The organism is Rothia sp. P100 (assembly GCF_023712425.1).
GTDB lineage: Bacteria > Actinomycetota > Actinomycetes > Actinomycetales > Micrococcaceae > Rothia > Rothia endophytica.
Genome location: NZ_JAMAYG010000001.1, coordinates 1,041,228 through 1,066,094 on the forward strand (window position 1 = coordinate 1,041,228; position 24,867 = coordinate 1,066,094).

At 56.4% G+C, this 24,867-nt stretch carries 23 protein-coding genes and 1 tRNA gene; 10 read left to right on the plus strand and 14 right to left on the minus strand.

Annotated elements, in window-relative coordinates:
* Positions 1-615 precede the first annotated feature (615 nt).
* Positions 616-699 (minus strand) — tRNA-Leu (locus tag M3668_RS04800).
* Positions 700-994: 295 nt separating this feature from the next.
* On the opposite strand from M3668_RS04800, the gene M3668_RS04805 reads away from it, so the two are divergent.
* From M3668_RS04805 to pknB, 7 genes are read left to right on the plus strand one after another with little or no spacing between them, the layout of a single operon-like run.
* Positions 995-1,843, plus strand: a complete 849-nt coding sequence (locus M3668_RS04805; protein WP_251379641.1) for an FHA domain-containing protein — start codon at positions 995-997, stop codon at positions 1,841-1,843.
* Between the two features lie 3 nt (positions 1,844-1,846).
* Entirely contained in the window at positions 1,847-2,332 is a 486-nt protein-coding gene (locus M3668_RS04810) for an FHA domain-containing protein FhaB/FipA (RefSeq protein WP_251379642.1), read from the plus strand.
* A 2-nt stretch (positions 2,333-2,334) separates the two neighbouring features.
* A complete protein-coding gene (locus M3668_RS04815; RefSeq protein WP_251379643.1) occupies positions 2,335-4,035 on the plus strand; it encodes a PP2C family protein-serine/threonine phosphatase in 1,701 nt (566 codons plus the stop codon).
* Positions 4,028-5,476, plus strand: coding sequence for an FtsW/RodA/SpoVE family cell cycle protein (locus M3668_RS04820; RefSeq protein ID WP_251379644.1), 1,449 nt, complete (start codon positions 4,028-4,030; stop codon positions 5,474-5,476). Before M3668_RS04815 ends, M3668_RS04820 begins: the two co-directional genes overlap by 8 nt.
* Complete coding sequence (locus M3668_RS04825; protein WP_251379645.1) at positions 5,473-6,909, plus strand: peptidoglycan D,D-transpeptidase FtsI family protein; 1,437 nt, start codon at positions 5,473-5,475, stop codon at positions 6,907-6,909. The genes M3668_RS04820 and M3668_RS04825 overlap by 4 nt, the downstream gene beginning before the upstream one ends.
* A complete protein-coding gene (locus tag M3668_RS04830) occupies positions 6,909-8,636 on the plus strand; it encodes a protein kinase domain-containing protein (protein WP_251379646.1) in 1,728 nt (575 codons plus the stop codon). The genes M3668_RS04825 and M3668_RS04830 overlap by 1 nt, the downstream gene beginning before the upstream one ends.
* Positions 8,637-8,659: 23 nt before the next feature.
* A complete protein-coding gene (pknB, locus tag M3668_RS04835; RefSeq protein ID WP_251379647.1) occupies positions 8,660-10,636 on the plus strand; it encodes a Stk1 family PASTA domain-containing Ser/Thr kinase in 1,977 nt (658 codons plus the stop codon).
* 107 nt (positions 10,637-10,743) lie between these two features.
* On the opposite strand, the gene M3668_RS04840 is transcribed toward pknB, so the two are convergent.
* The 3 genes from M3668_RS04840 to M3668_RS04850 all read right to left on the minus strand — a co-directional run bounded on the left by M3668_RS04840 (position 10,744) and on the right by M3668_RS04850 (position 12,478).
* On the minus strand, positions 10,744-11,379 hold the full coding sequence (locus tag M3668_RS04840) for an aminodeoxychorismate/anthranilate synthase component II (RefSeq protein WP_251379648.1): 636 nt from the start codon (positions 11,377-11,379) through the stop codon (positions 10,744-10,746).
* An 81-nt stretch (positions 11,380-11,460) separates the two neighbouring features.
* Positions 11,461-11,628, minus strand: a complete 168-nt coding sequence (locus M3668_RS04845; RefSeq protein ID WP_251379649.1) for a hypothetical protein — start codon at positions 11,626-11,628, stop codon at positions 11,461-11,463.
* A gap of 55 nt (positions 11,629-11,683) precedes the next feature.
* Positions 11,684-12,478: a class E sortase gene (locus M3668_RS04850; RefSeq protein ID WP_251379650.1), complete on the minus strand. Its 795-nt coding sequence runs from the start codon at positions 12,476-12,478 to the stop codon at positions 11,684-11,686.
* A gap of 128 nt (positions 12,479-12,606) precedes the next feature.
* On the opposite strand from M3668_RS04850, the gene M3668_RS04855 reads away from it, so the two are divergent.
* Both M3668_RS04855 and M3668_RS04860 read left to right on the plus strand, forming a co-directional pair.
* On the plus strand, positions 12,607-12,882 hold the full coding sequence (locus tag M3668_RS04855) for a cell division protein CrgA (RefSeq protein ID WP_251379651.1): 276 nt from the start codon (positions 12,607-12,609) through the stop codon (positions 12,880-12,882).
* A 9-nt stretch (positions 12,883-12,891) separates the two neighbouring features.
* On the plus strand, positions 12,892-13,077 hold the full coding sequence (locus M3668_RS04860; protein ID WP_251379652.1) for a hypothetical protein: 186 nt from the start codon (positions 12,892-12,894) through the stop codon (positions 13,075-13,077).
* A 23-nt stretch (positions 13,078-13,100) separates the two neighbouring features.
* Here M3668_RS04860 and M3668_RS04865 read toward each other — a convergent pair whose 3' ends face one another.
* The 3 genes from M3668_RS04865 to M3668_RS04875 all read right to left on the minus strand — a co-directional run bounded on the left by M3668_RS04865 (position 13,101) and on the right by M3668_RS04875 (position 15,787).
* Entirely contained in the window at positions 13,101-14,108 is a 1,008-nt protein-coding gene (locus tag M3668_RS04865; protein ID WP_251379653.1) for an arsenic resistance protein, read from the minus strand.
* 133 nt (positions 14,109-14,241) lie between these two features.
* Complete coding sequence (locus tag M3668_RS04870; protein ID WP_251379654.1) at positions 14,242-14,781, minus strand: YceI family protein; 540 nt, start codon at positions 14,779-14,781, stop codon at positions 14,242-14,244.
* A 91-nt stretch (positions 14,782-14,872) separates the two neighbouring features.
* Positions 14,873-15,787 (minus strand): LysR family transcriptional regulator ArgP, encoded by a 915-nt coding sequence (locus M3668_RS04875; protein ID WP_251379655.1) that lies wholly within the window; start codon positions 15,785-15,787, stop codon positions 14,873-14,875.
* A 70-nt stretch (positions 15,788-15,857) separates the two neighbouring features.
* Here M3668_RS04875 and M3668_RS04880 point away from each other — a divergent pair, with 70 nt between their 5' ends.
* Positions 15,858-16,478 (plus strand): LysE/ArgO family amino acid transporter, encoded by a 621-nt coding sequence (locus M3668_RS04880; RefSeq protein ID WP_251379656.1) that lies wholly within the window; start codon positions 15,858-15,860, stop codon positions 16,476-16,478.
* A 192-nt stretch (positions 16,479-16,670) separates the two neighbouring features.
* Here the strand turns inward: M3668_RS04880 and M3668_RS04885 are convergent, their stop codons facing one another.
* From M3668_RS04885 to M3668_RS04915, 7 genes are all read right to left on the minus strand, one after another.
* On the minus strand, positions 16,671-17,591 hold the full coding sequence (locus tag M3668_RS04885; RefSeq protein WP_251379657.1) for an aldose epimerase family protein: 921 nt from the start codon (positions 17,589-17,591) through the stop codon (positions 16,671-16,673).
* Positions 17,572-17,826, minus strand: a complete 255-nt coding sequence (locus M3668_RS04890) for a hypothetical protein (RefSeq protein WP_251379658.1) — start codon at positions 17,824-17,826, stop codon at positions 17,572-17,574. Before M3668_RS04890 ends, M3668_RS04885 begins: the two co-directional genes overlap by 20 nt.
* A gap of 122 nt (positions 17,827-17,948) precedes the next feature.
* Positions 17,949-19,094 (minus strand): ABC transporter ATP-binding protein, encoded by a 1,146-nt coding sequence (locus M3668_RS04895; protein WP_251379659.1) that lies wholly within the window; start codon positions 19,092-19,094, stop codon positions 17,949-17,951.
* Between the two features lie 32 nt (positions 19,095-19,126).
* The gene (locus M3668_RS04900) at positions 19,127-20,497 is read right to left on the minus strand and encodes an ABC transporter substrate-binding protein (protein WP_251379660.1); all 1,371 of its coding nucleotides are present in this window, start codon (positions 20,495-20,497) and stop codon (positions 19,127-19,129) included.
* A 10-nt stretch (positions 20,498-20,507) separates the two neighbouring features.
* Positions 20,508-21,455 carry a carbohydrate ABC transporter permease gene (locus tag M3668_RS04905; protein WP_251379661.1) on the minus strand — a complete coding sequence of 316 codons (948 nt, stop codon included), beginning with the start codon at positions 21,453-21,455 and terminating at the stop codon, positions 20,508-20,510.
* A 4-nt stretch (positions 21,456-21,459) separates the two neighbouring features.
* Positions 21,460-22,383, minus strand: a complete 924-nt coding sequence (locus tag M3668_RS04910; RefSeq protein ID WP_251379662.1) for a carbohydrate ABC transporter permease — start codon at positions 22,381-22,383, stop codon at positions 21,460-21,462.
* A 38-nt stretch (positions 22,384-22,421) separates the two neighbouring features.
* The gene (locus tag M3668_RS04915; protein WP_251379663.1) at positions 22,422-24,629 is read right to left on the minus strand and encodes an alpha-galactosidase; all 2,208 of its coding nucleotides are present in this window, start codon (positions 24,627-24,629) and stop codon (positions 22,422-22,424) included.
* Between the last annotated feature and the right edge of the window lie 238 nt (positions 24,630-24,867).

The window sequence follows — 24,867 nt, forward strand, 5'->3', positions numbered from 1 at the left end:
CCCGCCCGCTGCCGCTATAGATGATGCCCTCTATAGTCAGGAGCCCACCTATTCTGAGATTCGATATTTTCGAGCATGAGAAATCTAAGGATCCTCAGCCCATGAGATACACCCGACATTTTTTTGTGGCATCGCGGAAAAACCCAAAACTTACGAACTGTCGGCTTTGCATCCAGAAGTAGCCTGAGAGGGTACGCGTCCAGTGAGCACCCTGCAGCATGGTGCAAGTAATGCCTATATTATGCAACCCTACGACTTCTTACCCGGTCGGGTAAAAAGTCCCAAACCGGCGCTTTACAGGTTTTGATTACTACACACATAGTTGTGGGGCTATCCAGGCATAACCGCGCCTTTGAGCTTGCACCCTGCCGCACCTCAGTCCCTTGGGGGTAAGCCACTGTAGCTACGCCTCTCTACACCAGCGCTCGCCGCATCGAGTATACAACTGCACCGGATGCGCGGCCATGGCGTACTGAGGAAGGTTTAGAACTGCCGCGGTTGCGTCTGGAGGATATAGAGAACGCTCGGACGGGAAATTAGGATATTGGTACATAAATCAGCACATAGGTATGAAAAACCCGCTTCCTTCAAAAGGAAACGGGTTTTTCTTCTCTGTGCGCAAGGGGGGACTTGAACCCCCACGATCTTGCGATCACTGGCACCTGAAGCCAGCGCGTCTGCCAATTCCGCCACTTGCGCATTATTCATTTTTGAGTTGCCGAATGAGCAACGAAGATAACTATACACAAGGCCCGGTGAGGGTGTCCAACCAAAAACTATCCAGTCTACATGCAATAGGTCACACCAATCACTGCCCTGCAGTGCCAGAATCTAGCTGAGTGAGCCTTACTGACGGGTAGCGCCCAGGGTTTCCAAGGGTGTTTTTACGGTTATCTACTAGACTGGTGTTTTAGACTGTGCCCCACTATGGTTCACAGTCCGCAACCGCCCGCCCGGCGGAGCTCACCACATACGTTTGTTGAAGGAGGCAAGCATGGGATTCATTGACAGAATCGAACAGGGCCTAGAAAAGGCTGTCCGCGGCACCTTCAGCAAAGGTGGAGCTTTCGAACCCGTTGATATCGCTAACCGCCTGCGCACCGAAATGGACAAGAAGGCCTATGCGATCGCGTCCGGCCGGACCATCGCACCTAACGTTTTTACCGTTGAGTTCTCCAGCCAGGATTTTTCCCGCGCCCAGCAGTGGGGGGTCCCTCTCGCTGAGGAGCTCTGCGACGTAGCGATTCGGCACGCCCGCACTCAGGGTTATTCCCTGCGCGGCGCGGTACGCGTTACTTTTGCCGTGGGTGATGAGCTGGAGTCCGATGACTTCATTGTTACTGGAGTGCAGCAGCAGGTAGCTACACCCGCTCCCGACGCAGCCCCACCCAGTAAAACCACCAAGCATCACAGCGCTGGCTTAGGTTCATACCCGGCCTCTACCCCTCCTTCTTTACCGAACCGTATTACGCGTCCTGCCCAGCAGGCTCGCACTCAGCCGGTGCCCGCGGCTGACCTTCCCCGGCAGCGCCCGGGGTCTGTAGCTCCCAAGCCGCAGGTAGTCCTGGAGGTTAATGGTGAACGCATAGCGGTTCGCGCCCTGCCGGTTACTCTAGGCAGAGGTTCCAGTGCGGATATCACCGTTGAAGACACCGGGGTATCGCGCCGGCACCTAGAAATTGTGGAGCAGGACGGCGCCTACCTGGCTGTCGATTTGGGCTCCACCAACGGCTCCTACATCAACGGACAGCGCCTAATGGGTCGCGCCGAAATCACCAACGGATCGGTGATTGAGATGGGCCGGGCCCGCATCGTTTTTCGTCTCATGATTCGCAGGGGGTAGCTCATGGCGTCAGAAATTACCGTGACAGTTCTGCGTTTTGCATTCTTGATTTTGCTGTGGCTCTTTGTGTTCATGGTTCTAGCTGCTTCGCGTCGTGATTTAGGCGTAGGCCGCAACGTGCGCACCGCCAAAGCTTCAGCAGACACCGCGACACCTGACTCCCCAACGCCCCCGAGCGTCACCCCAGCGCCCCGGCCTCGCGCTACTCAGCTCGCTATCATTGATGGGTCCCAGGCAGGGGTTATCATGCGCCTTGATGATCAGCCCGTCACCATGGGTCGCTCTTCAGATATTGAGGTGTCTTTGGAAGATGACTACGCCTCAGGCCACCATGCCCGCCTTTTCCCGCAGGGCTCCCGCTGGTTCCTTGAGGATCTGGGGTCTACCAATGGCACTTTCGTGGGTGAACAGCGCCTGACGCGTGCCACCCCCATTGAAGTAGGGCAGAATTTCCGTGTAGGCCGCACTACCATGCAGTTGAAAGCCTAAGTATGGGGATCGCTTTCCGCTTTGCCGCCCGCTCCGATGTGGGTAGGGTGCGCTCTAAAAATGACGATTCAGGCTACGCAGGCCACTACCTTGCGGTAGTTGCCGATGGCATGGGCGGGCACGTAGGCGGCGACGTCGCCTCGGCCACCACCGTGCTTGACCTAGCTCCCCTTGACCACGCAGGTTTCAACGGTAACGCTGGAGTTTACCTGGCCGATGAAATTGTGAACGCCAACATCATCATGAATGAGCTGGTTGATCTCAACCCGCGCCTAGCAGGCATGGGGACCACCTGCACCGCCCTTCTCATTGATGGGGACCATATCGAGATGGCGCACATTGGTGACTCTCGTGCCTACCGTTTGCGGGGCGGGATCTTTGAGCAGGTCACCACCGATCACACTTTTGTACAGCGCCTCCTTCAGGAGGGGCGTATCTCGCCCGAAGATGCAGCTCAGCACCCGCATAAGAACGTCATTATGCGGGTTCTGGGCGACGTAGATGCCTCCCCCGAGCTTGAGTTGCGCACCTTAGATGCCCAAGTGGGCGAAAAGTGGATTCTTAGCTCCGATGGTCTGGACGCAGTGGTCTCGGTAGAAGAAATTGAGACAATGATGCGCTCCACCGATGACCTGGGGCAGATGACCGACCTCCTGGTCAATATGACGCTGGAGCGGGGGGCACCCGATAACGTCACGGTCATCGCTCTTTCGGTTATTGAAGAGGCATCTCTTTCTACAGCGGTGACCGCGCCTCAGCCCATTATTCCCGTGCGTAAGTACGGCATGGACGGCCAGCTAGTGGGTGTGCACCCCACGGTCGAGCAAGAGGCAGAAAGCAGCCCTACCGAGAGCACTGATGAAACCGTGAACGCCGGTTGGGAAGCATCTTCTGAGGATGAGGGTTCAGATGACCTTCACCACACCCCCTGGCGCCGCCGCCTCCCCCAGCACGCAAAGGCACGCAACGCTCTACGGCACGGCAAGTGGCGTGGTGAGTCCTTCTCGGATGGCGTTTTTAATGCCATGACCGTTCGGGCTGGCGTTGATAAGCCCGAGGACGCGATCATGGAACACCCCGATAGCCAGGAGTCCGAGCCTACCCCGGCGTCCGTCTTGCGCAGGGAGCTTGCCGAGCGCCCCCATGAGTTGGTGGGTGCTGCTGCTAATGCTACTCGGACGGGCATGATCCCGGCGGTAACAGCGCGCACCGCAGAAAATCTCGCTACCCTCTCTCATCAGGGGGATGCCGGGCTTGAGCCGGCCGAACTGCCAGAAGAGTTTAGGGCCGCTCTCAAGGAGGAGCACCCGGCGCCCCACCGCTGGCCTATGCGCCTTTTTGTGGCGGCATTAACCCTGGCTGTTGTAGCCGCTTCGGCCTCTATCTTCTTCTCTTGGACCAAGGACCAGTACTACGTGGGTGTTCAAGGTGAGCAGGTAGCTATCTTTAACGGGATTAATCAGAACTTAGGGCCCTTTACTTTGCACAGTGTGGTTGAAGAAACTGACGTGAAGGTCAGCGACCTACCGGAGTTTTCTCAGTCCCTCCTTAACGGCACCATCACGGTCAGTAGCCAAGAAGAGGCGCAACAAGTGGTGGAGAATTTGCGGGAACAATTACCTGCTCGGGTTACCCCCGGCACCGTGACAACCGCAACCCCAACGCCTCAGCCCAGCGCCACTGAAGGAGGTAGCGGTGAATAAAGCATCGACAGTTTCACGCGTGGATACACCGCGCTCTCGCCGGCTTACCGAGCTGCTTCTAACGCTGTGCGCAATAGCTCTGTGCCCCATTTCTATGTACCTCATTGACCCTGATCGTGCAGTTGAGAACCGCATGTGGTTGCAGGCTCTGCTGGTGCAGGGGGTGGGTGCGCTTATCTTGCATGCGGTGATGTACCTGCGTGCTCGTTACGCCGATCCTTTTATTCTGCCTCTTGCTGTGGCTCTTAACGGTCTGGGGCTGGCAATGATTTACCGTATTGACCTCACTACCCCGGCCAATGCGGGTGCCATGCAGCTGATGTGGACGGGCCTGGCGATGGTGGTCTCAGCCGTTGTGCTCTTCTTTTTGCGGGATCATAAAATCCTTTTGAAGGTCACCTACATCTCCCTTCTAGCGTCAGTACTCTTGCTAATCTTGCCTCTCATGCCCTTCCTGGGTCTTGAGATTAATGGTGCAAGAATTTGGATTTCTGTGGGTGGCAGAACTTTCCAGCCCGGCGAACTAGCCAAAATAACTTTGGCTATATTCTTTGCTGGCTATCTATCAACGCATCGAGATCTTATTCTTCTGGCGGGTAAAAAAATTGGCCCGGTACGCTTACCCCGCTTCAGGGATATGGCACCCATGGTGGTCGCCTGGCTCATCAGCCTAGCGGTACTGGTTTTCCAGCGCGATTTGGGCTCCGCCATTCTCTTCTTTGGTATCTTCCTAGTGATGCTCTACCTGGCGACCGGCCGTCTGACCTGGGTCGCTCTGGGCTTACTCTTCGTGGTGGCGGGAGGCCTCCTGGCCTACAACTACATCTCCCATGTGCACTACCGCATCAACGCTTGGACGCATGCCTTTGAGCCGGAAATCTATAACCAGCCCCTGGGTGGTTCGGGGCAGATTGTGCAGGGCCTCTTCGGGCTAGCTTCGGGAGGTCTCTTTGGGCGCGGCTGGGGCAACGGACGCCCGGACCTGGTCTCATATTCCAACTCAGACATGATTATTACTGCCCTGGGTGAAGAACTAGGTCTCATGGGCCTGGGTGCAATTCTCATGCTTTTTCTGCTCCTGATATCGCGAGGGTTCCGCGCAGCTCTTGGCACCCGCGATGCCTTCGGTAAGCTCCTTGCTGCGGGTTTCTCGGCGTTGATGGTCATCCAGCTTTTTGTGGTCATTGGAGGTGTAACCCGCCTGATTCCCCTCACCGGTCTCACCACCCCCTTCATGTCAGCGGGTGGCTCGTCCTTGCTCTCTAACTGGATTATCGTAGCCATCCTGCTCGCTATCTCCCACGCAGCGCGTGCACCCCACGTGGTAGAAGCCTTCGATAGCGCTGACAGCGTTGACTACAGCGGCAGCGAAGCAGACGGAGCAACCTCAGTTATCTCTCGTATCACCGACTCCACCACACCACAGGGAGGTAGAGGATGAATACAGCAATCCGTAGAGCTTGGATCGCGTCGGCTTGCATCTTTGTTTTACTGCTAGGAACGCTTACCTATGTTCAGTTCTTTGACTCAAAGGATCTGCAAGCTAATGCATGGAACTCCCGCACTCTTTATGAGAGCTACGGTTCTCAGCGCGGCTCAATTGTGGTGGACGGTGTTGAAGTTGCCGTCTCTGTGGAGTCAAATGATGGGTATGCTTTCCAGCGCACCTATCCACAGGCTGATATTTACGCGGGCTTAACGGGGTATTTCTCATCGATCTACGGGGCTACCGGTCTGGAGTCTGCCATGGACGAGCAGCTCTCGGGTAACTCTGATGCTCAATTCTATGACCGTATAGCTCAAATGTTCACTGGTAATACCGCTGCCGGCGCGAGTGTTGAGCTCACGATTGATGGGGAGCTTCAGCAGCTGTCTTATAACCTCTTACAGGGGCATAAGGGCTCTATCGTTGCTCTGAACCCCAAGACCGGTGAGGTTTTGGCTATGGTATCGAGTCCTTCCTACGACCCTAATGTGCTGGCCTCACACAATGCAGAGCCGGTTATTGCAGAGTACGCAGCACTGAATGAAGACCCCGACCGGCCCCTCTACAACCGTGCCATTGCGGGCGACACCTACGCACCGGCGTCCACCTTCAAAATCATTGACGCGGTAGCCGCCCTTGAGTCCGGTGAGTACACGGCTGATTCGGTCATCCCCAACCCCCAGAACCTTAGCCTGCCCAACACCGATGTCACTTTGCCTAACTACCTGGGCGGTAATTGCACAGCTCGTAGTGAGGCAACGATTGAATGGGCTTTCGCGCAATCCTGCAACACGCCCTTCGCGCAAATTGCGATGAAGGTGGGGCAAGAGCAAATTGCGCAGACCGCCCAGAATTTTGGGTACGGGCAAGATCTTTCAATTCCTCTTACCGTCTCTCAATCTGTTTTCCCCACTAACATGGAAGATAGCCAGTTAGCACTCGCTTCTATCGGTCAGTACGATGTAAAAACAACCCCCCTGCAGGTGGCGATGACCAGTGCAGCTATTGCCAATGAAGGGGTGCAAATGAAACCCAACCTGATTCGTTCGGTCAAGTCGCATAACCTGAGTTCGCTCTACGATTTCTCAGCTGAGCAGTTGCGCCGCTCCACTTCCCCTGCGGTAGCTCATCAGGTGAGAGATTGGATGGTTAATTCGGTGGATCACGGAATTGCTGCGGGGGCCAGTGTCGACGGGGTCTCTGTCGGCGGTAAAACCGGAACAGCTGAGACAGGTACCGACACGGTTAACTCCTGGTTTACAGGTTTTGCTCCCGCGGATGACCCCCAGGTGGCAATCGCGGTAGTGTATGAAGATGTAGATACTACAACTGGATCGCAGCTTTCGACGAGTGCGGCCCAGCAAATTTTTGAGGCGGTGTTGAACTAGTGAGGCCTTCGGTAGATATGACTTTGGGCGGTCGCTACACTCTGACCGAACGTATCGCGATTGGCGGTATGGGTGAGGTGTGGAAGGCTCGCGATAAGGTGCTAGGCCGCATCGTCGCCGTAAAAATTCTGAAAGAGGAATATACGGGAGATCCCGGCTTCCTTGAACGTTTCCGCGCTGAGGCGCGCCATACAGCTCTTCTTAACCACCCCGGAGTGGCTAATGTCTTTGACTATGGCGAAGAAGACGGTTCAGCCTATCTGGTGATGGAGCTGGTACCCGGAGACCCTCTTTCTACCATCATTGAGCGGGATAAGAAGCTTCCCGCCGACCGCATCCTCAACATCATGGCTCAGAGCGCCCGCGCGCTTGCTGCAGCCCACGCTCAGGGGCTGGTGCACCGCGACGTCAAACCCGGCAACCTGATTGTCACTCCGGACGAACGCGTTAAGGTCACCGACTTCGGTATCGCGCGTTTGGCGGACCAGGTACCTCTCACCGCTACCGGTCAGGTCATGGGTACTGCCCAGTATCTTGCACCGGAGCAGGCAACAGGGCAGCAGGCAACGGCGTCTTCTGACATGTACTCTTTGGGTATTATCGGCTACGAGTGCTTGGCAGGTAAACGACCCTTCACCGGTGAGTCACAGATTGCTATTGCGCTAGCGCAGGTCAATGATCCGCCCCCTGCCCTGCCTAGGGACGTCCCCGCGCCAGCAGCTGCTCTCATTATGTGTCTGCTGTCCAAGGATCCCGCCGAGCGCCCGGAAACGGCAACCGCTCTCGCTTCAGCTATCGATGCGATTCGCCGCCGCGATATGCCTGCAGCGCTTAAGGCTGTCCCTTCTTTGAGCAAGTTCCTCCCCCAGGGTGCAGATGGGGACGCCACGGCGGTCATTACTGCCCCTACGGCTGTCTCCCCTACTGCGGCACGGTTTGGCACGGGTGCGCAGTTTGAGCCTGAGCCCACAACTGCGCGTGTTCCTGCGTCCCAGCCCGTTCAGAGCTATAGGAGTGAACCTCCAAAGAAAAAAAGTCCCTGGGGTTGGGTATCTTTGGTGCTCGCCCTACTGCTGGTGGCTGCAATTGTTTGGTTCGTCCTTTTCAATGCTTCAAATTCCACCGGCACCACAGAAACTCCGCCCACCGCATCTGGCACAATTTCAACGGTCAATGCCTCGCCGACACCTACAGCTGAAAGCACGGAGACCGAGAAGCAGCGGGTTGATATCGACAACGCCTACTTTGAGGGAAGGCCGCTTGATGCCGTAGTCAGCGAACTCACCACTATGGGATTCTCTACCCGTACCACCGGCGTTACCTCCGATAAACCTGTTGATACCGTTCTCTCAGTTTCACCGACCGGCAGCGTGCAAGTGGGGGAAACTATCACTATTCAGTACTCTGCGGGGCCACAGTCTGTGACACTACCGAGTAACCTGGAGGGTATGACTTCTGATGAGGCTGCCACGGCGATCACTGCCCTTGGTGTGAATGTCCAGCTTCATTTTGAGGAAACCACGAGTGCTACTGCGGGTACCGTCTTGCGCACCTCCCCCACGTCCGGGTCTCGAGTTGAGGTGGGCAGTAGCGTCAATATTTATGTCGCTCGGGCACCGACCCCTGAGCCCAGTGCGTCATCGCAGCCAGCAACAGAAGACGTCTCTACAGCAGATAGCGAATCAACGCCTAGCTCTACACCGAGCAGCGCAGAGACCGGTAACTAAGTCCACCGAAGATGGGTGAATACATGGACCAGCAGGTTCCCACAACAATCGATGAGCGCTATGAAGTTGGCTCTGTCATTGGCTCGGGCGCGATGGCAACTGTCTATGAGGCAATTGATACTCGGCTGGGTCGTAAGGTTGCGCTGAAGGTTTTGCGCGCTGAGCACGCTCAGGACGCGATTTTTCGCGCTCGTTTCCAGCGAGAAGCTGAGGCTGTGGCTGCTCTGAACCATCACTCCATTGTGGGTGTGTACGATACCGGGGCGTTTGAGGCTACGGCCGGTAGCTCTACTGTCTCCGTACCCTTCATGGTGATGGAACTGGTGCAGGGAACAACCCTACGGGAGCTTTTGGCACAGGGAGCTGTCACTCAGTCTGATGCCATTAACTACGGCGTCCAGATTCTAGAGGCTTTGGAATATAGTCACGGGGCAGGCATCATCCACCGCGATATTAAGCCGGCTAATGTCATGGTGCTCCCCCAGACGCCTGAGGATGTTTCCCTCGGTGATCCGGGTCAGGTGAAAGTCATGGACTTTGGTATCGCGCGAGCTGCCGAGGAGGCAGGCGAGACGCTCACCAAGGCCAATACTGTGATGGGGACCGCACGCTACATCTCCCCTGAGCAGGCACGCGGTGAGACGGTAGATGCCCGCAGTGATGTGTATTCTGCTGCTTGCGTTATCTATGAGATGCTAGCTGGCCGTTCGCCATTTGATGCGCCCACCAATGTAGAACTGGCGGGTAAGCACCTGAGTGAAATTCCTCAGCCCCCGAGCGCCTTTGCTGATAATCTAACACCCGCTCTAGATCACGTGGTTTTAAAGGGTCTTAGCAAAAATACTTCCGACCGGTATCAAAGTGCCGCACAGTTCAGCGCCGACCTCAAGAATGCCGCTTCAGGAATATCTGCAGGTGGGGTAGATGATGACCCCACCGAAGCAACCACAGTATTCGCAGCTACTGGCCTGGGCGCTGTGGCTGCTGGTGCTACCGCTACCGGTCGCAATCGCGAAACTGAAGAAGCCGGTCTTGGTAGTTTCTTCGACTCGGCACAGGCAGAGTACACCGACGAGGAGCTCTACGGGTACGGTTATGGGCAAGACCCCGAAACCGCCCGCAAGAAGCGCCGCCGCAGTGCCTGGGGTAAGGCTCTGACCACCCTGCTAATTCTTCTGCTTGCAGCTTTCGGTATCGGCTCAGTGCTTTATTACAATGCCAAGCTCAACGAGGTTGAGAAGCACATGATTCCTGCGGTACAGGGGATGACTCAGGCGGAGGCAGAAACCACCCTGCGCAACCTGAATTACACTTTGAAGTTTGAAGAGGAACATTCGGACGAGATTGAAAAGGGCAGGGTCATCAAGACTTCGCCTGTGACCGGTCTAGAGGCTGAAGAGGGTACCGAAATCACGGTGACCGTTTCATCCGGTCCGTCCATGCTTACCGTGCCCAGCAACCTTGAGGGGCAGAGCGAGCAGTATGTCCGTGAGGCTCTGGCTGAGGCTGGTTTTGTGGCTGGACGTACCACCACGGTCAATAGCGCCACGGTGCCCAATGGCATGGTGGTGGGGGTTAATCCGGCGTCTGATGAGATGGCTCCTGCCGAGTCAACCGTTGATATCATTCTGTCGAACGGCAAGGTGGTAGTTCCCGGCCTTGTCGGTCTCACTCGTGATCAGGCAATTGCCACCCTCACCGGCCCTGACACCCTGCTGAGCACCAATATTGAGAATGTCACTACCGCTTCTCAACCTGCTGGAACCGTCATCTCTCAAAGTGCGGCTGCAGGAACTCTCATTGAACAGGGATCTACGGTAACCATCCGTGTGGCAGTCGCTCCGGCTCCCACGGTTGCACCCTCCGCGGTGACGTCAACGCCCTCCGCTAGCACGCAGCCTACAACACCGGCTACCCCGACGCCCAGTAGCCAGTCTGAAAAGCCTCAAGAGGAGGCTGATCAGCCCTCTGCTGAGTCCTCCGATGCCGGTGACCAATAAGGACCCCGACAACTGGCCAACATCATATAAAGGCCCGCCCTCGTGCATGAGGGCGGGCCTTATTTTTTGGTAAAGCGTGCGCTTAGTCGAAGAGGCTGAGGTAATAGTTAGGAGGTAATGAGCGGCGAGAGCTGAGCTCCACGGCCTGCCGCTCCTTCTAGCCCCACCCCTTCTAGCCAGTTGCCCAGCATGAGGTAGCCGCCTTCGGTGAGCACAGATTCGGGGTGAAATTGCACCCCGTGCAGGGGGGCGGTTTTATGGCGTAGACCCATAATAATCCCGTTCTCTGTCTGAGCGGTCACTGAAAGTTCTGCAGGGAGGGTGGCTGGTTCCACCGCGAGGGAGTGGTAGCGGGTGGCGGTAAAGGGGCTGTGCAAATCTTTGAAGACAGATTCCCCCTCGTGCGTTACCTGCGAGGTTTTGCCGTGCATCAGCTCGGGAGCGTGGGCTACTACACCACCAAAAGCTTCTGCGATCGCCTGGTGGCCCAGGCAGACGCCCAAAAGGGGCTTCTGAGAGCTTTCAGCCCAGCGAATGACATCGATGATGACCCCGGCTTCAGCGGGGTTGCCCGGCCCTGGGGAAACAAGTACACCGTCATGGGTCTTTGCGAGTGCGATGGTCTCCTTGAGATCGAGTTCATCATTACGGATGACCGTGGTTTCAGCACCTAGTTGCTGTAGGTAGCCCACCAGGGTGAAAACGAAGCTGTCGTAGTTATCGATGACAAGAATTTTGGTCATGGGTGTGGCCCTTTCGTTCTGACCCGATTTTATCGCATGCTGTACTGCACCTGTGCTCAGGAAGGGCCTCAGATGCTGAATCTAGTGCACCTGGTCGATGGTGACGTCCGTATTGAAGGGGCTGTACTGCTCAAAATGCGGGAAGGCGTATTCCATCAGGGCGTAAATGACAACCAGGAGAAGCGCGATGGCTGTGATGATGCGGAGCCACAGAGGGCCGGGTAGGTGGCGGAAGATCCATCCGTACATAAGAAAACTCCAAGGGTGAGTGGCTGTTGTGGCACGTTCTTTACCGAGCGATTTTTTAGAGGGAGATATTGGCAATCTCTTCGGGAGCACCTGCCTGATTGGGCTGCCAACCCACAAATTCAGCGTGCACGATGTACCTCTCAGTATCTCCATAGCGGGGGTGGCAACTGGTGAGGGTCAGAAGTCGCCGATTAGCTTCGGAGGCCGGGGCGTGAGGAGCATCGGGGTTGGGGGCAATGACCTCCACCTGGTGCGGTAGCACGATGGTAGATTCATAAACCCTGTAGGTGTAGTATCCCTGGGCCGTCCTTACATAGATAGCGTCACCGGTCTGCAACTCATCGATATGGTCTAGTACAGCCCCGTTCGTTTGGCGGTGGCCGGCGAGCGCTAGGTTGCCGTATTCGCCGGGGAGCTGGGTGCCCGGGTATCTGCCGAGGCCGAGCGTGTCGAGCACATCGGTGCCCACTCCTTCAGCGAGAGGGCGAGCGTAGCCTTCGCCTAGGCGGGGTATATAGACCACTCCGTAGACTTTCCCGTAAGCCGGTGCCTGGGTGATGGGGGGTGTGAGGGGGTCGTAAGTTTCAGATGAAGGGGCATTTTCTGCCCCTTGTGCTTGATGAGTTTCTTGTACCGCATCAGCTTCTGGCGTTGCATCAAACTCTTGCGCTAGAGACTGCACTGCATCTTTTTGAGCACTGTTAGCGGCGATGTTGGTCCACCAGAGTTGCCAGGCAACGAAGAGGATGAGGATGCAACCCAGGGTAATGAGCAGTTCACCGAAAATTTGCACAGCCCACTGCAGGGGGGTCAGAGATACCCTGGAGGCGGTAGGGCGGTTGGCGGCCATAGAGGGAACTTTCAGTGACGTTAGGCGGGTTACTGTCCAATGGTAGAACTTTCTCAGTTCTAGACGTTAAAATCGAGTCTGTACGTCTACATAAATATTCGGGGTAATATGCCCCAGCTGGAGGAATAGTGGCTGATTCAAAGTCGATTCGCGATGAGGACTTAAGTGAGGCTGAGCTCCGCCGAGTTGCTGAGTCGATGTACAGTGACGATGAGTTCCCTTCCCCCACGCCTCTTTGGTACCGCGTGATCATGTTTACTCTTATGATTCTTGGGGTGCTGTGGATTGTTACTTTTTACATTACTCAGAGCACTCTGCCGGTAGCCGCTGCGGGTAACTGGAACATTGGTATCGGTGTTGGACTAATTATGGTGGGGCTGATGATGACCACCCGTTGGCGCTAGGGTCTGACCGTGTCTGAAGATAAACCAGAGACTACTAATCCAGCTAATTTGGCGCCTGTGGACCCTACCGAGAAGTTTGCTGACCGTAAGGATATCAAGGCAGCCAAGTTTGAGACCAGGCTGCGACGCTGGGCTCTGCTCGGAGTCATCGCGGCAATTGCTATCTACTTTGTGTGGCAGTCTTTTGCCAGCTAGAAGCGGCAAGCCGGGCACCTCCCTTATTTGGGGGCGGGTTCCCGGTTTTTTCTTGCTCGAAAGAGTGCAACCATGCCGGTCATGACCAGTAGTTCGACCAGGGTCTGGGTAACTACGGCGATGGGCATGAGGGTAGCGCCCGGTGTGCCGGCACTCTGGGCTAGGGCACTGAGCCCCAGCACAAGGGGAAGTACTATCAGGGCATTGCGGGTGACTGCGGAGAAGGTAAGAGCGAGACGGTCTGGGTGCGCGGCAGGACGCAGCAGGTGTCGTGAGCCCCACCAGGCAAGGACGCCGGTGAGCAGGGCAAAGACCGCGTAAACGGGGACCAGCGGTGCAAGGGAGGCCCACTCACCGGCAAGGCTGTGGGTATGGGCGGCGGCGGTCAGAAACAGGACCGCCAGCATGAGTGGCACCATACCTGCCTCAGCATACTCTTGTGCCCGATGCGACGTCGTCTGGAAGCCCTGTAGTACCCAGGCGAGCAGCAGGGGCACCAGCACCACTGCTAGGGCCAGCATGGCGGGGGTCGCGCCGGCTCGCAGGGCAGCGGGGGTCACCGGGGTAGCTGACCAGAGCCCTACGTGTCCCAGCAGAAAGAGCCACAGCGGCACAGCTAGTAGCTGGGCACCAAGTAGTAACGGGGTTGCTGCTAGTAGGCGGCGGGAAGACCCACCCGCAAGACCGCAAAAGACCACCACATAATCAATACAGGGTGCCAACAGCACCAGGGCAGCCGTAAAGAGTAGGGCATCGGGTGCCGGGGTTACGGCCAAAAGAAGGGCAAGAACCGCAGGAACCAGTAGAAAGTTGAGCACCAGCAGACCGGATACAAAGCCGCGCGGAGGTTTCTCCGTAGCAGCCTGCCTCAACGGGATACAGAGAAAGGTAGCCAGGAGCAGTGCAGCAAGGGCGGGGCTGACCAGAGGTTCAGCCAGCACCGCTGCGCTCTGCATAAAGGACGCCGCACCACCGGCAACCAAGGCAAGTAGGTAGAGCGCTACCTGGTGATTTTCTAGAAAATCTGCCATGCAGAGCCCCTTTTCGTGATATTTCTAGCCCAGCATACAGCTTAGCCCCTCACCGCTTGAGGAAAGCGGGAAGGGGCTAAGGTTGCGCAGCGGTTGTGCTTGCTGCCTTCAGCGTTATGGGAACGCTGGGAGGTTAGTTCTGGGGGGCGGTAAAGGCTACATCGAGGTTGATGGCGACCTTATCTGAGACCAGGACACCACCGGCTTCGATGGCGGCATTCCAGGTCATGCCGAAGTCTTTACGAGAGATGGTTGCGGTAACTGACGCACCTGCGCGAGTAACGCCGAAAGCGTCAACAACAGCGCCAGCGAATTCGCCAGAGAAGGTGATGGGGCGGGTTACGTCCTTGATGGTGAGGTCACCTGTCAGGGTGAGGTCTTCACCATCCAGGTCAAAGGAAGTGGACGTGAAGGTCATCTCTGAATTTTCTTCGGCGCCGAAGAAGTCACCGCTCTTGAGGTGGCCATCGCGGTCTGCGTTGCCGGTGTTGATAGAGGTGGTCTGCACGGTTGCTGTGACGGTTGATTCTGAGATGTTCTCTGCGATGGTTAGGTTCGCGGTTGCCTCTTCAAAGATGCCGTGTACCTTGGTGATTCCTGCGTGGCGTACGGTGAAACCGATCTCCGAGTGTGCGGGATCGAAATTCCAGGTGCCTGCGGTTAGCTCTGCCATGTTCTTTACCTTTCGTAAGGTGGTTGCTTCAACAAAGAATACTTTACTTGTAAAGTTTCCTCCCCGCAAGCCCCAGTTAAAAAAATTTTCCTTACCTTAGCCCTCCCCCGCACTGGGCCGCGTTATAGACCTTCTCACTGAGTCGCTGCAGGACCGGGGAGCTAATATTCCAGTGCTGCCAATAGAGGGGAACATCAATGGGTTCTTCCGTTAGTTCAACCAAATCATCAGACTCTAGAGCATCTAAACACTGAGCTTCCGGCACAATTCCCCAGGCGATTCCAGCCAAAACTGCGCGAGCATAATCGGGGGAGCTAGGAATGTAAATTCTTGGTGGTACACCTAGGGCGCTTAACTCAACATCAAAGCGTTGCGCTAACAAATCACGGGCAGAGGATAACCCAAAGTCTTTACGGTCGAACTCAACCACAGGAGCTAGTGCCAGTTCATCAGCAGTTACTTTGGGGTAGTGGGGAAAGTAAGTGCGCACATACTGGCCCGACGCAACCACGTGGTAGCGCATCTCCCCCAGCTTCTCTACCGAGCACCCCGGGATTGATTCGGGGCGAGAAGTCAACGCTGCCATAACCTCACCCGAACGCAGTAGAGCTGATGAATGGAATTCTCCCTCGCGGCGGACGTCGCAAAAAATTTTATCCTGCGCGGCGAGCTCACCTACTGCAGTGAGGAACCAGGTCGCTAGAGAGTCAGCATTGACCGCCACAGCTACACTCTGGACAGCGCCGCCGCCACCCAGCTCCCGCTCCATCTCGCCGTGCAAGAACTCGCTTTGCCGGGCAATGCGTAGCACACTCTGGCCCGATTCTGTGGGGGCAACAGGGTTAGTGCGCTTGAGGAGCACCCTGCCAGCTAGTTGCTCCATTGCCTTAATACGCTGGGACACCGCCGACGCGCTGATTCCCAAGAGATCGGCAGCGGCATCGAAGGTGCCATATTCAATCACGGTGACAAAGGTGTGTAACTGGTCGGTAGTAAAACGCATCATAAGAACATCTTATGTTATTGAAGTTTCATTAGATGGCTTTATTAGCCCTAGACGAGTACGGTGGTACCTCGTGACTACTGAAATGCTTCCCACCATACTATTGGGCGCCACCACAGGGCTTTCCCTCATTGTTGCTATTGGCGCCCAGAATGCCTACATTCTGCGCCAGGCGATCATTGGGAAATTTGTGTGGCCTATTGCTATTTTCTGCATCCTTTCGGACGCTCTGCTCATTGGGTTAGGCGTCTTTGGCATCGGTAAACTCGTGGATTCTGCTGCTTGGGTTCTAGAGCTAATGCGCTGGGGTGGAGGGCTCTTTCTCATCTGCTACGGTCTACTTGCCGCCAAACGCGCTTTAAAGCCCAGCGCAATGACTGTAGTCACCGGCCAAGATGGGCCTAAAACTGTGGGCAAAGCACTGCTGATTGCTGCAGCCATGACCTACCTTAACCCCCATGCTTATTTGGACACCATCGTCCTGCTGGGTGGCATTGCCAATCAGCAGGGGGAGAACCGCTGGCTTTTCTATGCTGGCACCGTAGTTGGTTCCACGCTCTGGTTCAGCTTGCTGGCTAGCTGCAGCCGCTTCTTGCGCCCCATCTTCGCCAATCCCCGCGCCTGGCGTGTTCTGGACGCCGGTATTGCCGCACTCATGTTCTTCCTGGCCTACAAAATCATGTTCAGCAGTTAGGTAGATATTCCCTAGGATGACCGGCTGCCGTACCTCTTTAATGATGGTCATATAAGAATTCATCGCTGTATTTAGAATCCAAGCTGGTCCGAGCCACGGGTGAGCCCAATGCGTATCACCTCGTGAAGACATAAATAACAGTTTATTGGCCTCATGTAAGCATACTGGTGACACCTGGAAGTCCCGATAGTTTTACAGTGCCGCCAGAGACCAGCTCATCGTATGCCACTGCCCCGGATTTAGCAGCTCCAGATCTTTACCGGTCACAAAGGCATTTGCAGGAGCACTCATTGGTTCAACAGCAACCCCACGGCGGGCTGTTCCATCGGTATAAACCTGCACCCATCTAGTACCCTCCCCCATCATCAACAGGGTTCCACCGCTGGCACCACGCAAGGTTACGGCTGTGCCGATAAGACCACCAAACCCATGGTCAAGATTCACACCGGCAAGCGGGCGCTCCACACAGAAATCAAGGGTGCTGCCAGCAACCGGGTGCTCCGCTACAGGAATCATTTGGTGGTCAGTTTCTAGGTAGCGGGTAGCGGGCAGTTCAAGGCTCCACCTATCAATCACACCCTCTGTCTCAGCCTGACCATCAGCAAGCAGATAGGGGTGAAAACCCGCGGCATAGGGAGCGAGAGTTTTACCCCTGTTCTGCGCGGTAAGCACAACATGTAGCCCCTCCCGGGTAAGGGTGTAGACCAGTTGCAGGGAAAGGCTAAAGGGATAGCCGGGTTGCGGGTATAGGTGCAAACTGCAGGTAAGTTGCTGCCCATCATCAACCGTTACCGGTTCACCCAGGTGCCATGGCACCCAGGCCACTAGCCCGTGGCTAGCATTTCCCAGCTCAGGTTCGGTCACGGACAAGCGCTGTTCACCCTCAAAGTTATATACACCGTTAGCTATACGGTTAGGCCAAGGAGCTAAAACTGATCCTCGGTACCCTTCCCTAAGCCCTGGCCCTACCGGTAGGACGAGATCACGGCCACAGGGGGCGAGCAAACGGTTAAGATTTGCCCCAACCTCAGAAATCTGGGCGGTGTAGCCACCTCCGGTCAGGGTTACTAGGGTGCCGTGGACGGGGCTAAAGTCAGGAGTCAAGGCTGTCATAGCTTATTAGCACTCGGTTCCCAGCACCGGTCTTCATAAGTTCCAGGCATACCCGCTCGGAGCCTGTTGCTGGCAGGTCCACTTCACGTTCAATATCGCAGGTATCGCTGTTTTCTAGCAAAACTAAATCCTTATTTGCACCCAGCGTAAAGCTGCCAAAATCGCGGGTTTCCTGCCGAGACTGCTCCACTTCAGCCAGGGGGTAGTTGGTCAGTTTTAGACCCTCGGTAAGCACTACAAAGGCTTCTCCCGGTGCCCACTGCCCCTACCACGTACCCAGCGTTGTGGGTGGTGCGGTTTCGGTAGCCGGTAGGGGCAGGTAGAGCAGTGGTGCAGCGTCTAAAGGCAGCTAACCAATTAACCCCAGGGGGTATCTTGCTGGTCGGTGGTTGACGTTTCGTCCAGGTTTACGCCGGTTGCCGCATCAAAGAAGTGCAGACGGCCCGAGGGGGAAATCCAGAGCTGGTCATACTGCTTGATGGAGCTGCGACCACCCACGCGCAGGATTACCTGGGCAGGGCGTTCGTCGTTGGTGGTATTGAGCTTGACCTCTGAGGAGAGACCAAGGGAAGCGTAGACATAGGCATCTGCGCCCAGCTCTTCCACCAGGTCTACATGCACCACGATGCCCTCACCTTCGGCTCCGATAGACAAATCTTCGGGGCGCACACCGATACTCACGGTGTCACCGGTCAGGCGGGAACGCTGCGCCTCAGATAGGGGAATCACGGTGTTACCCAGATGAACACCGGCGGCATCGACCTTGCAACGGAAAAGGTTCATGGAGGGTGAGCCAATGAAACCGGCAACGAACTCGTTGGTGGGCTTGTCGTAGAGGTTGGATGGGGTGTCCACCTGCTGTAGCAGACCGTCCTTGAGCACGGCCACACGATCCCCCATGGTCATCGCCTCGGTCTGGTCGTGGGTGACGTAGACGGTGGTGACACCTAGCTGGCGGGTGAGTTCCGAAATCTGGGTGCGGGTCTGCACGCGCAGTTTTGCATCCAGGTTTGAGAGCGGTTCATCCATGAGGAAGGCGCGGGGCTCACGCACAATAGCGCGGCCCATTGCTACGCGCTGGCGCTGACCGCCGGAAAGCGCTTTGGGCTTGCGATCCAGGTACTGGGTAAGGTCAAGTAGCTTAGCTGCCTCTTCTACGCGGCGGTTGATTTTATCTTTGGGGTACTTGGCGACCTTGAGGGAGAAGGCGATGTTCTCACGCACGGTCATGTGTGGGTAAAGCGCGTAGTTCTGGAAGACCATGGCGATGTCGCGGTCCTTGGGGGCGATGTGGGTGACGTCCCTCCCGCCGATGGTGATGGATCCGTCGGTGACATCCTCAAGACCGGCAATCATGCGCAGGGTAGTGGATTTGCCGCAGCCTGAGGGGCCGACGAGCACCAGGAACTCGCCCTCTTTAATATCGAGGCTAACGTTGGATACTGAGGCGCGCTCGGCACCGGGGTAGTGGCAAGTTACATTTTCAAGGGTGACGCCTGACATGGTGCGTCCTTTCTAAATTTTGGGGGCTGACCTTAGTCAGCGGAGGTCTCGAAGAGTATGTTGATAGAGTCATTCACCGCGGAGAGGGTGGATGCCGGCTTGCGGTTGGCGTAGATATCCTCAAATGCCGGGGTGGTGAGCGCTCCGATGTCGGCGCCGTAGTCGGTAATGGGGAAGTAGACCACGTCGTTGCGGGTTACCGGGTCGCTGAAGGCGGCGGTGTCCAACCCCAGCTTGGAGTAAGCCTCGGTAGCGATGGGGGTGGCGTCCTTCCGCGAGGGAAAGACCACGCCTTGCTCACCGATGACGCTCTGGCACTGGTCAGTTGCCATGAAGGCCACCCACTCGGCGGAACCTTCGGGGTCATTGGTATTGACGTTGATAGAGTCCGCTAGGCCGTTCATCATGGTCTTGGAAACACCGGTGTCGGTGTTGGTAGGGAACTCAGCTAACCCAACCTCAAAGCCTGCCTTGGCGTAGGTGGTAATCATCCAGGAGCCGTTGAATGTGATAGCCGCCTTGCTGGAGGTCAACTGAGGTGCTGCACCTTCTGACTGGGGGAAGACGCCGAAAGCCGGCATGTAGCCCTTGTCTACCAGCCCGAAATACCAGTCAATGGTGCTCTGGAAGGTAGGGTCATCAAGGTTGTAGTGGTCACCCCAGACGGGCTTATTGGTTGCTTCCCAGCCGGTAGCAGCGGCAAAGCCGGACCATTGGCCCTGGCCGAAGGTGGAGCCACCAGATTCGGAAAGACCAAAGCCGTAGACAGCTACCTTGTTCTTATCGAAACCGGGCTCGTCGCCACGAACACCGTTCTCATCGATGGTCAGGTGAGCAATAATCTGCTCAAAGGAGCCACCGTCTGCAGTATTGAACCCCCAGTTTTCCAGGTCTTCGGCGGTGTAACCGGCCTCCTCAATCATTTCCATGTTGTAGAAAGCGGCGATGGTGTCCCAGTCCTTGGGCATCCCGTAGAGGTTACCGTCAGGTCCGGTCCAGATTTCGGCAAGACCTTCTTGGAAATCATCGGTATTGACGGCGGCGGTTGCCTCAATTTTGTTGAGGGGTTTAATAACCTCAAGGTTGACGTACTGAGCGTACTTAGAGGCGTGGTTGGTGAATACGTCCGGTCCCTGATCGGCGATGAAACCGGCGGTGAGCTTCTGCCAGTAGTCATCCCAGCCGTACTGGGTGATAACCACCTTCTTGCCGGTCTGATCCTCGAACATATCAGCGCACTGCTGGTAGCCGGGAATCTGCCCGGTGTCCCAGAGCCAGTAGTCGATGGCACCAGCAGTGGTACCTTCACCACCGTCGGACGGCGCGCAACCGGTCAGCGCCAACATGGCGGTTGCTGAGAGGGCGAGCGCTCCACGGAATTTAGGGAATCGTTTGAAAGCCATTGTTCGATCCTTACTTGAGGCCGTTGAAGCCGATGGAGTTGACGATGCGCTTTGCAAAGAAGGCAAAGAGGATCATCATGGGCAGGGCGGCGATGAGGGTGGCCGCCATGAGACCTGCCCAGTCGGTGCCGAGCTGGGGTGACTGGGCGCGGAAGACACCGAGGGCGACGGTGAGCACTCGGGAGTTGTCGGTGTAGGACACCATGAGCGGCCAGAAGTAGTCGTTCCAGGCAGCAATGTAGGTGAGGATGCCCAGGGTTGCCATGGGCGCCTGAGCCATGGGCAGGATGACCTTGAAGAAGATTCCGAGGCGGGAGATACCGTCAAGCAGGGCAGCCTCTTCAATTTCGCGGGGGATGTTCATGAAGAACTGGCGTAGGAAGAAGACCGCGAAGGGGGTCATGAACATGGTGGGCAGGGCGATACCGAAGATGGAGTCGATGAGGCCCAGCTCTTTGATGAGCACAAAGTTGGGTAGCAGGGTAAAGATGGAGGGCACCATGAGACCCGCGAGGAAGGCTACGTAGACGATATTGCTGCCGCGGAATTTGAGGCGGGCAAAGGCGTAGGCTGCCATTGCTGAGAAGAAGAGCTGCCCGGCGGTGACCAGGGTAGCCAGCATGGTGGAGTTGATGATGTAACGCCAGAAATTCATGGTGGTGACGGCGCCGCCTTCAGCGATTGCTTCTTCTGCGGTCTGCATACCAAAGACTCGTTCAAAACCGCCAGTGGAGAACTCCGGGGGCAGTGGGTTTGCCGGGTCTAGGTAGAGGGAGGAGTTGGTTGAGAGCGCGGTGCGCAACATCCAGTAGAAGGGCAACAGGGTAACCAGCATGATGATGACCATGGCAGTCCAGGCAAAGATTTTGCCCCAGGGGGACTTCTTGCGGAACTCAGGTTCAGGCGCAGGTGCCGGTTCGGGCTGAACGGGTGGGCGGTTAGTAGTTTGAGTGCTCATGGTCTTAGTCCAAATCTGTGTCGTTGGCGCGGGTGAGCTTGAACTGAATCATGGTGATAATACCGAGGACGATTAATAGGGCTACCGACATTGCCGAGGCATAACCGAACTGGAAGCGGCCGAAGGCGAGGTCGTAGATATACATCTGCAGTACGTTGGTGGCGTTTGCGGGACCACCGCCGGTGGTAACTGCCACGGTGTCAAAGACCTGGAAGGAGCCGATGATGGTCATAATCAGCACCAACGCCAGGATGGGGCGGAGCAGGGGCATGGTGATGGAGAAGAAGATGCGGGTTTCACTCGCACCGTCCATGCGAGCTGCTTCGTAGACGGATTCGGGCAGGGTCTGCAGACCAGCGAAGATTAATAGGGCGGTGTAGCCCATGTGGCGCCAGACGTTAATCATGGCGATGGTGGGAATAGCCCAGAATTCGTCCGTGAGGAAGCCAATTTTTCCAATGCCAATCCATTCAAGGAACTGGTTGAAGACACCGAACTGGGCATCCAACACCCAGAGCCAAACGATTGCGGCGACTACGTTGGAGACCAGGTAAGGAGAGAGCACTACCGACCGCACGAAAGTTGATTTAGTGAGGCGGTACATGAGCACAGCGATCAAGAGCGCCATGATGGTCTGAATACCGATGTTGAGCACCACGTAGAGCACGGTGACCTTCATGGATCCCCAGAAGATAGGATCCTGGAACATGCGCTCGTAGTTGGAGAGCCCCACAAACTTGGCGGGAGTCAGCAGGTTGTATTCGGTAAAGCTCAGCCAGATACCGCGCAACGTGGGCCACAGGTAGAAGACCACATATCCGAATGCGGCAGGAGCAAGGAAGAGCCAGGGCAGCCAGGGCTGCTGTGCTTTGACGCGACGCCGCTTTGCAGGGCTCGCGGATCGGTGGCCGGTGGCCGATGTACTCATGGTATACCTCTAAGGGTGTATGTGTTGATTGAGGAGTTTTAGAGAGCTGCGAGGTGCAGGATCCGGGACGTTTCGGGCCAAAGACCGGGCAGGAAGAGACCTGCTGAGGCAAGTGCCCTACCGCTAACACGGATGGGCTGTCCGGTGGGCCAGACAGGTGAGGGACGGAAGCCGGTGTGGGCGTCCGCATGCCCGGGGGTTACGTCCCTGATTTCATAGATGGTCTCGGAATCAAGGCCACCCAGACGGAACTTGCCCACGGGGTTGGTCTCTGCGAAGTCCAGCTGGTTAATCCCAAAGAGGGCCTCACGACGATCTGCAGAAACCACGCCGTGAACACCAACTGCCTTATCAAAGAGGTCCATACGCACGATGTCACCGCTGTGCAACAGGGCGCGGTGCTTCTTATGGAAGGCAATCCATTCAGCAAGTTCGGCAAATTCTTCAGAAGAAGCTTCGGTGAGGTCCCATTCCACACCCAAGTGCCCCCAGAATGCTGTAGCAGCACGGAAGTGAAGAGTGTGCGTGCGACCAGTTGTGTGAGAGCTACCCGAGGCGATGTGAGAGCCCATAAGCTCGGGTACGATGAGCTGCTGTGTATATCGGTGCATCTGCTGACGCTCTAGTGGGTCGATACAATCACTGGTCCATACCCGATCGGTACGCTGCAGAACTTCAAGGTCCACACGGGCACCACCCGATGCGCAGGCTTCAATTTCTAGACCGGGGAAGTTTTCTTTGATCTCTTCCATCAGATGATAGGCGGCAAGAGTCTGGGCGTGAACACCGGGGGCGCCGGTTGCGGGGTTACCTGCCTCTACCAGGTGACGGTTGTGGTCCCACTTGATGTATTTGATGCCAGGGTTTTCGGTGAGAACGGCAACCATCTGGTCCCGCACATGGGCGTAGGCGTCGGGGATGGTCAGGTTCATGACCTGCTGGCTACGGATGGTCACAGGCTGGCGACCGGCAGGTGCCATAATCCATTCAGGGTGGTCGCGGGCAACGTCAGAATCAGGGTTCACCATTTCGGGTTCAAACCAAAGCCCAAACTCCATACCGAGATTTTCCACGTGCTCAATGATGGGGGTCAGACCGTTGGGCCACATATCGGGTGAAACAGTCCAGTCGCCTAGTCCGGATGTGTCGTCGCGGCGGGAACCAAACCAGCCATCATCCAGCACGTAACGTTCAATGCCTAGCTCCGCAGCCTTATCAGCAAGGTCTTTGAGGCGGTCAAGATTGTGATCAAAGTAGACAGCTTCCCAGACATTGAGGGTCACGGGGCGCTGACGCTGGGGGTGGATCTCACGCGAGCGCAACCAGCGGTGGATACGCGCGGCTTGGGCATCCTGCCCGTCACCGTAGGCGGCATAAACCCAGACACCGGTATAACTTTCACCTTCCTCTAGCACCGCTTCGCCGGGGAGAAGAACCTCAGATCCACCGATCACAGCAACTCCGGTGTAGGCGCGTTCTGCCCAGGAACGGTGATTGCCAGAGAAAGCGGTGTGAACGCCCCAAACTTCTCCGCTCTCAAAACCAAAACCAGGAACGCCAGCAGTAAGCAGGGTAGCGGCATCCGCACCGGTGCGCCCCTTGCGAGATTCACGCAGGTGAGCGCCCACGGTCAAGGGCATGCGCTGGGGAACGCGTTCCTTGCCCCAGTGACCGGCAAGATCAAAGAGTTCACGAGCGTTCGAGGGAAGAGGGTAAACAATGCCCAGTTCGCGCACCTCGTAGGCGCCCTGGCCAATGTTAGTGAGAGTGGCACGGGAGCGGATGAGGCCGCTGGGGAACAGTTCCAAGATGATGGTTACGCTCACCCCGGCATCGGTGTCCACGGTGGTAAATTCTAGGGTTCCAGCACCGCCGCTGAGTAGGTTTTCGGTCTGCTCGGCACCCTCTAGGGTGGCGGTAATGCCGGTAATTTTGAGTTTGGTGGTCCATCCGGCTCCGTTCACTCGCCCACCGTCGATGGCGGGACGGCCGTGCCAGCCTGCCTCATGCGTGGCGAGCAGGTTCATTCGGGTGGGTCGCTCCTGGTCGTTAATTGCGATGTGCTGGATGTGGCCAAGCGCTAGAGTAGTGGCTTCATCTGCGGAGGTGGGACCCAAATCTGCACCCCAGTGGATAACGGCAGGTAGCTCGCCTTCGGTGATATCGAGTAGCAGGGATACCCCAGCAGCTCGCAGGTGGAGCTGACTCAGGTGTGCGGGGTCGAGCTGGAGGGGGGTGGGTGTCATGGGATGCTCCTGCTAGTTGGGACTGAAACACTTCGGCAAAACCGTTTAATGTTCATTTGTGTTTATTTTGTGAAAGTCTACCGAGATTTTTGTTCTACGTCACTATCTCTTCCTTATTTTTTATTTTATATTGTTTTGACAAGTAAGAATACAAATGAATTATGGGTGCCGTAAATGTCTACACCGTCTCTACCCAGCTGGAAAGCAAACAAAAAATCTCAACCACTGTTCATAAATG

Coding starts and splice junctions, on each gene's coding strand:
- M3668_RS04805 (WP_251379641.1), top strand. CDS start 995: ATGGGATTCATTGACAGAATCGAACAGGGCCTAGAAAAGGCTGTCCGC.
- M3668_RS04810 (WP_251379642.1), top strand. CDS start 1,847: ATGGCGTCAGAAATTACCGTGACAGTTCTGCGTTTTGCATTCTTGATT.
- M3668_RS04815 (WP_251379643.1), top strand. CDS start 2,335: ATGGGGATCGCTTTCCGCTTTGCCGCCCGCTCCGATGTGGGTAGGGTG.
- M3668_RS04825 (WP_251379645.1), top strand. CDS start 5,473: ATGAATACAGCAATCCGTAGAGCTTGGATCGCGTCGGCTTGCATCTTT.
- pknB (WP_251379647.1), top strand. CDS start 8,660: ATGGACCAGCAGGTTCCCACAACAATCGATGAGCGCTATGAAGTTGGC.
- M3668_RS04840 (WP_251379648.1), bottom strand. CDS start 11,379: ATGACCAAAATTCTTGTCATCGATAACTACGACAGCTTCGTTTTCACC.
- M3668_RS04845 (WP_251379649.1), bottom strand. CDS start 11,628: ATGTACGGATGGATCTTCCGCCACCTACCCGGCCCTCTGTGGCTCCGC.
- M3668_RS04850 (WP_251379650.1), bottom strand. CDS start 12,478: ATGGCCGCCAACCGCCCTACCGCCTCCAGGGTATCTCTGACCCCCCTG.
- M3668_RS04865 (WP_251379653.1), bottom strand. CDS start 14,108: ATGGCAGATTTTCTAGAAAATCACCAGGTAGCGCTCTACCTACTTGCC.
- M3668_RS04870 (WP_251379654.1), bottom strand. CDS start 14,781: ATGGCAGAGCTAACCGCAGGCACCTGGAATTTCGATCCCGCACACTCG.
- M3668_RS04875 (WP_251379655.1), bottom strand. CDS start 15,787: ATGATGCGTTTTACTACCGACCAGTTACACACCTTTGTCACCGTGATT.
- M3668_RS04885 (WP_251379657.1), bottom strand. CDS start 17,591: ATGACAGCCTTGACTCCTGACTTTAGCCCCGTCCACGGCACCCTAGTA.
- M3668_RS04895 (WP_251379659.1), bottom strand. CDS start 19,094: ATGTCAGGCGTCACCCTTGAAAATGTAACTTGCCACTACCCCGGTGCC.
- M3668_RS04900 (WP_251379660.1), bottom strand. CDS start 20,497: ATGGCTTTCAAACGATTCCCTAAATTCCGTGGAGCGCTCGCCCTCTCA.
- M3668_RS04905 (WP_251379661.1), bottom strand. CDS start 21,455: ATGAGCACTCAAACTACTAACCGCCCACCCGTTCAGCCCGAACCGGCA.
- M3668_RS04910 (WP_251379662.1), bottom strand. CDS start 22,383: ATGAGTACATCGGCCACCGGCCACCGATCCGCGAGCCCTGCAAAGCGG.
- M3668_RS04915 (WP_251379663.1), bottom strand. CDS start 24,629: ATGACACCCACCCCCCTCCAGCTCGACCCCGCACACCTGAGTCAGCTC.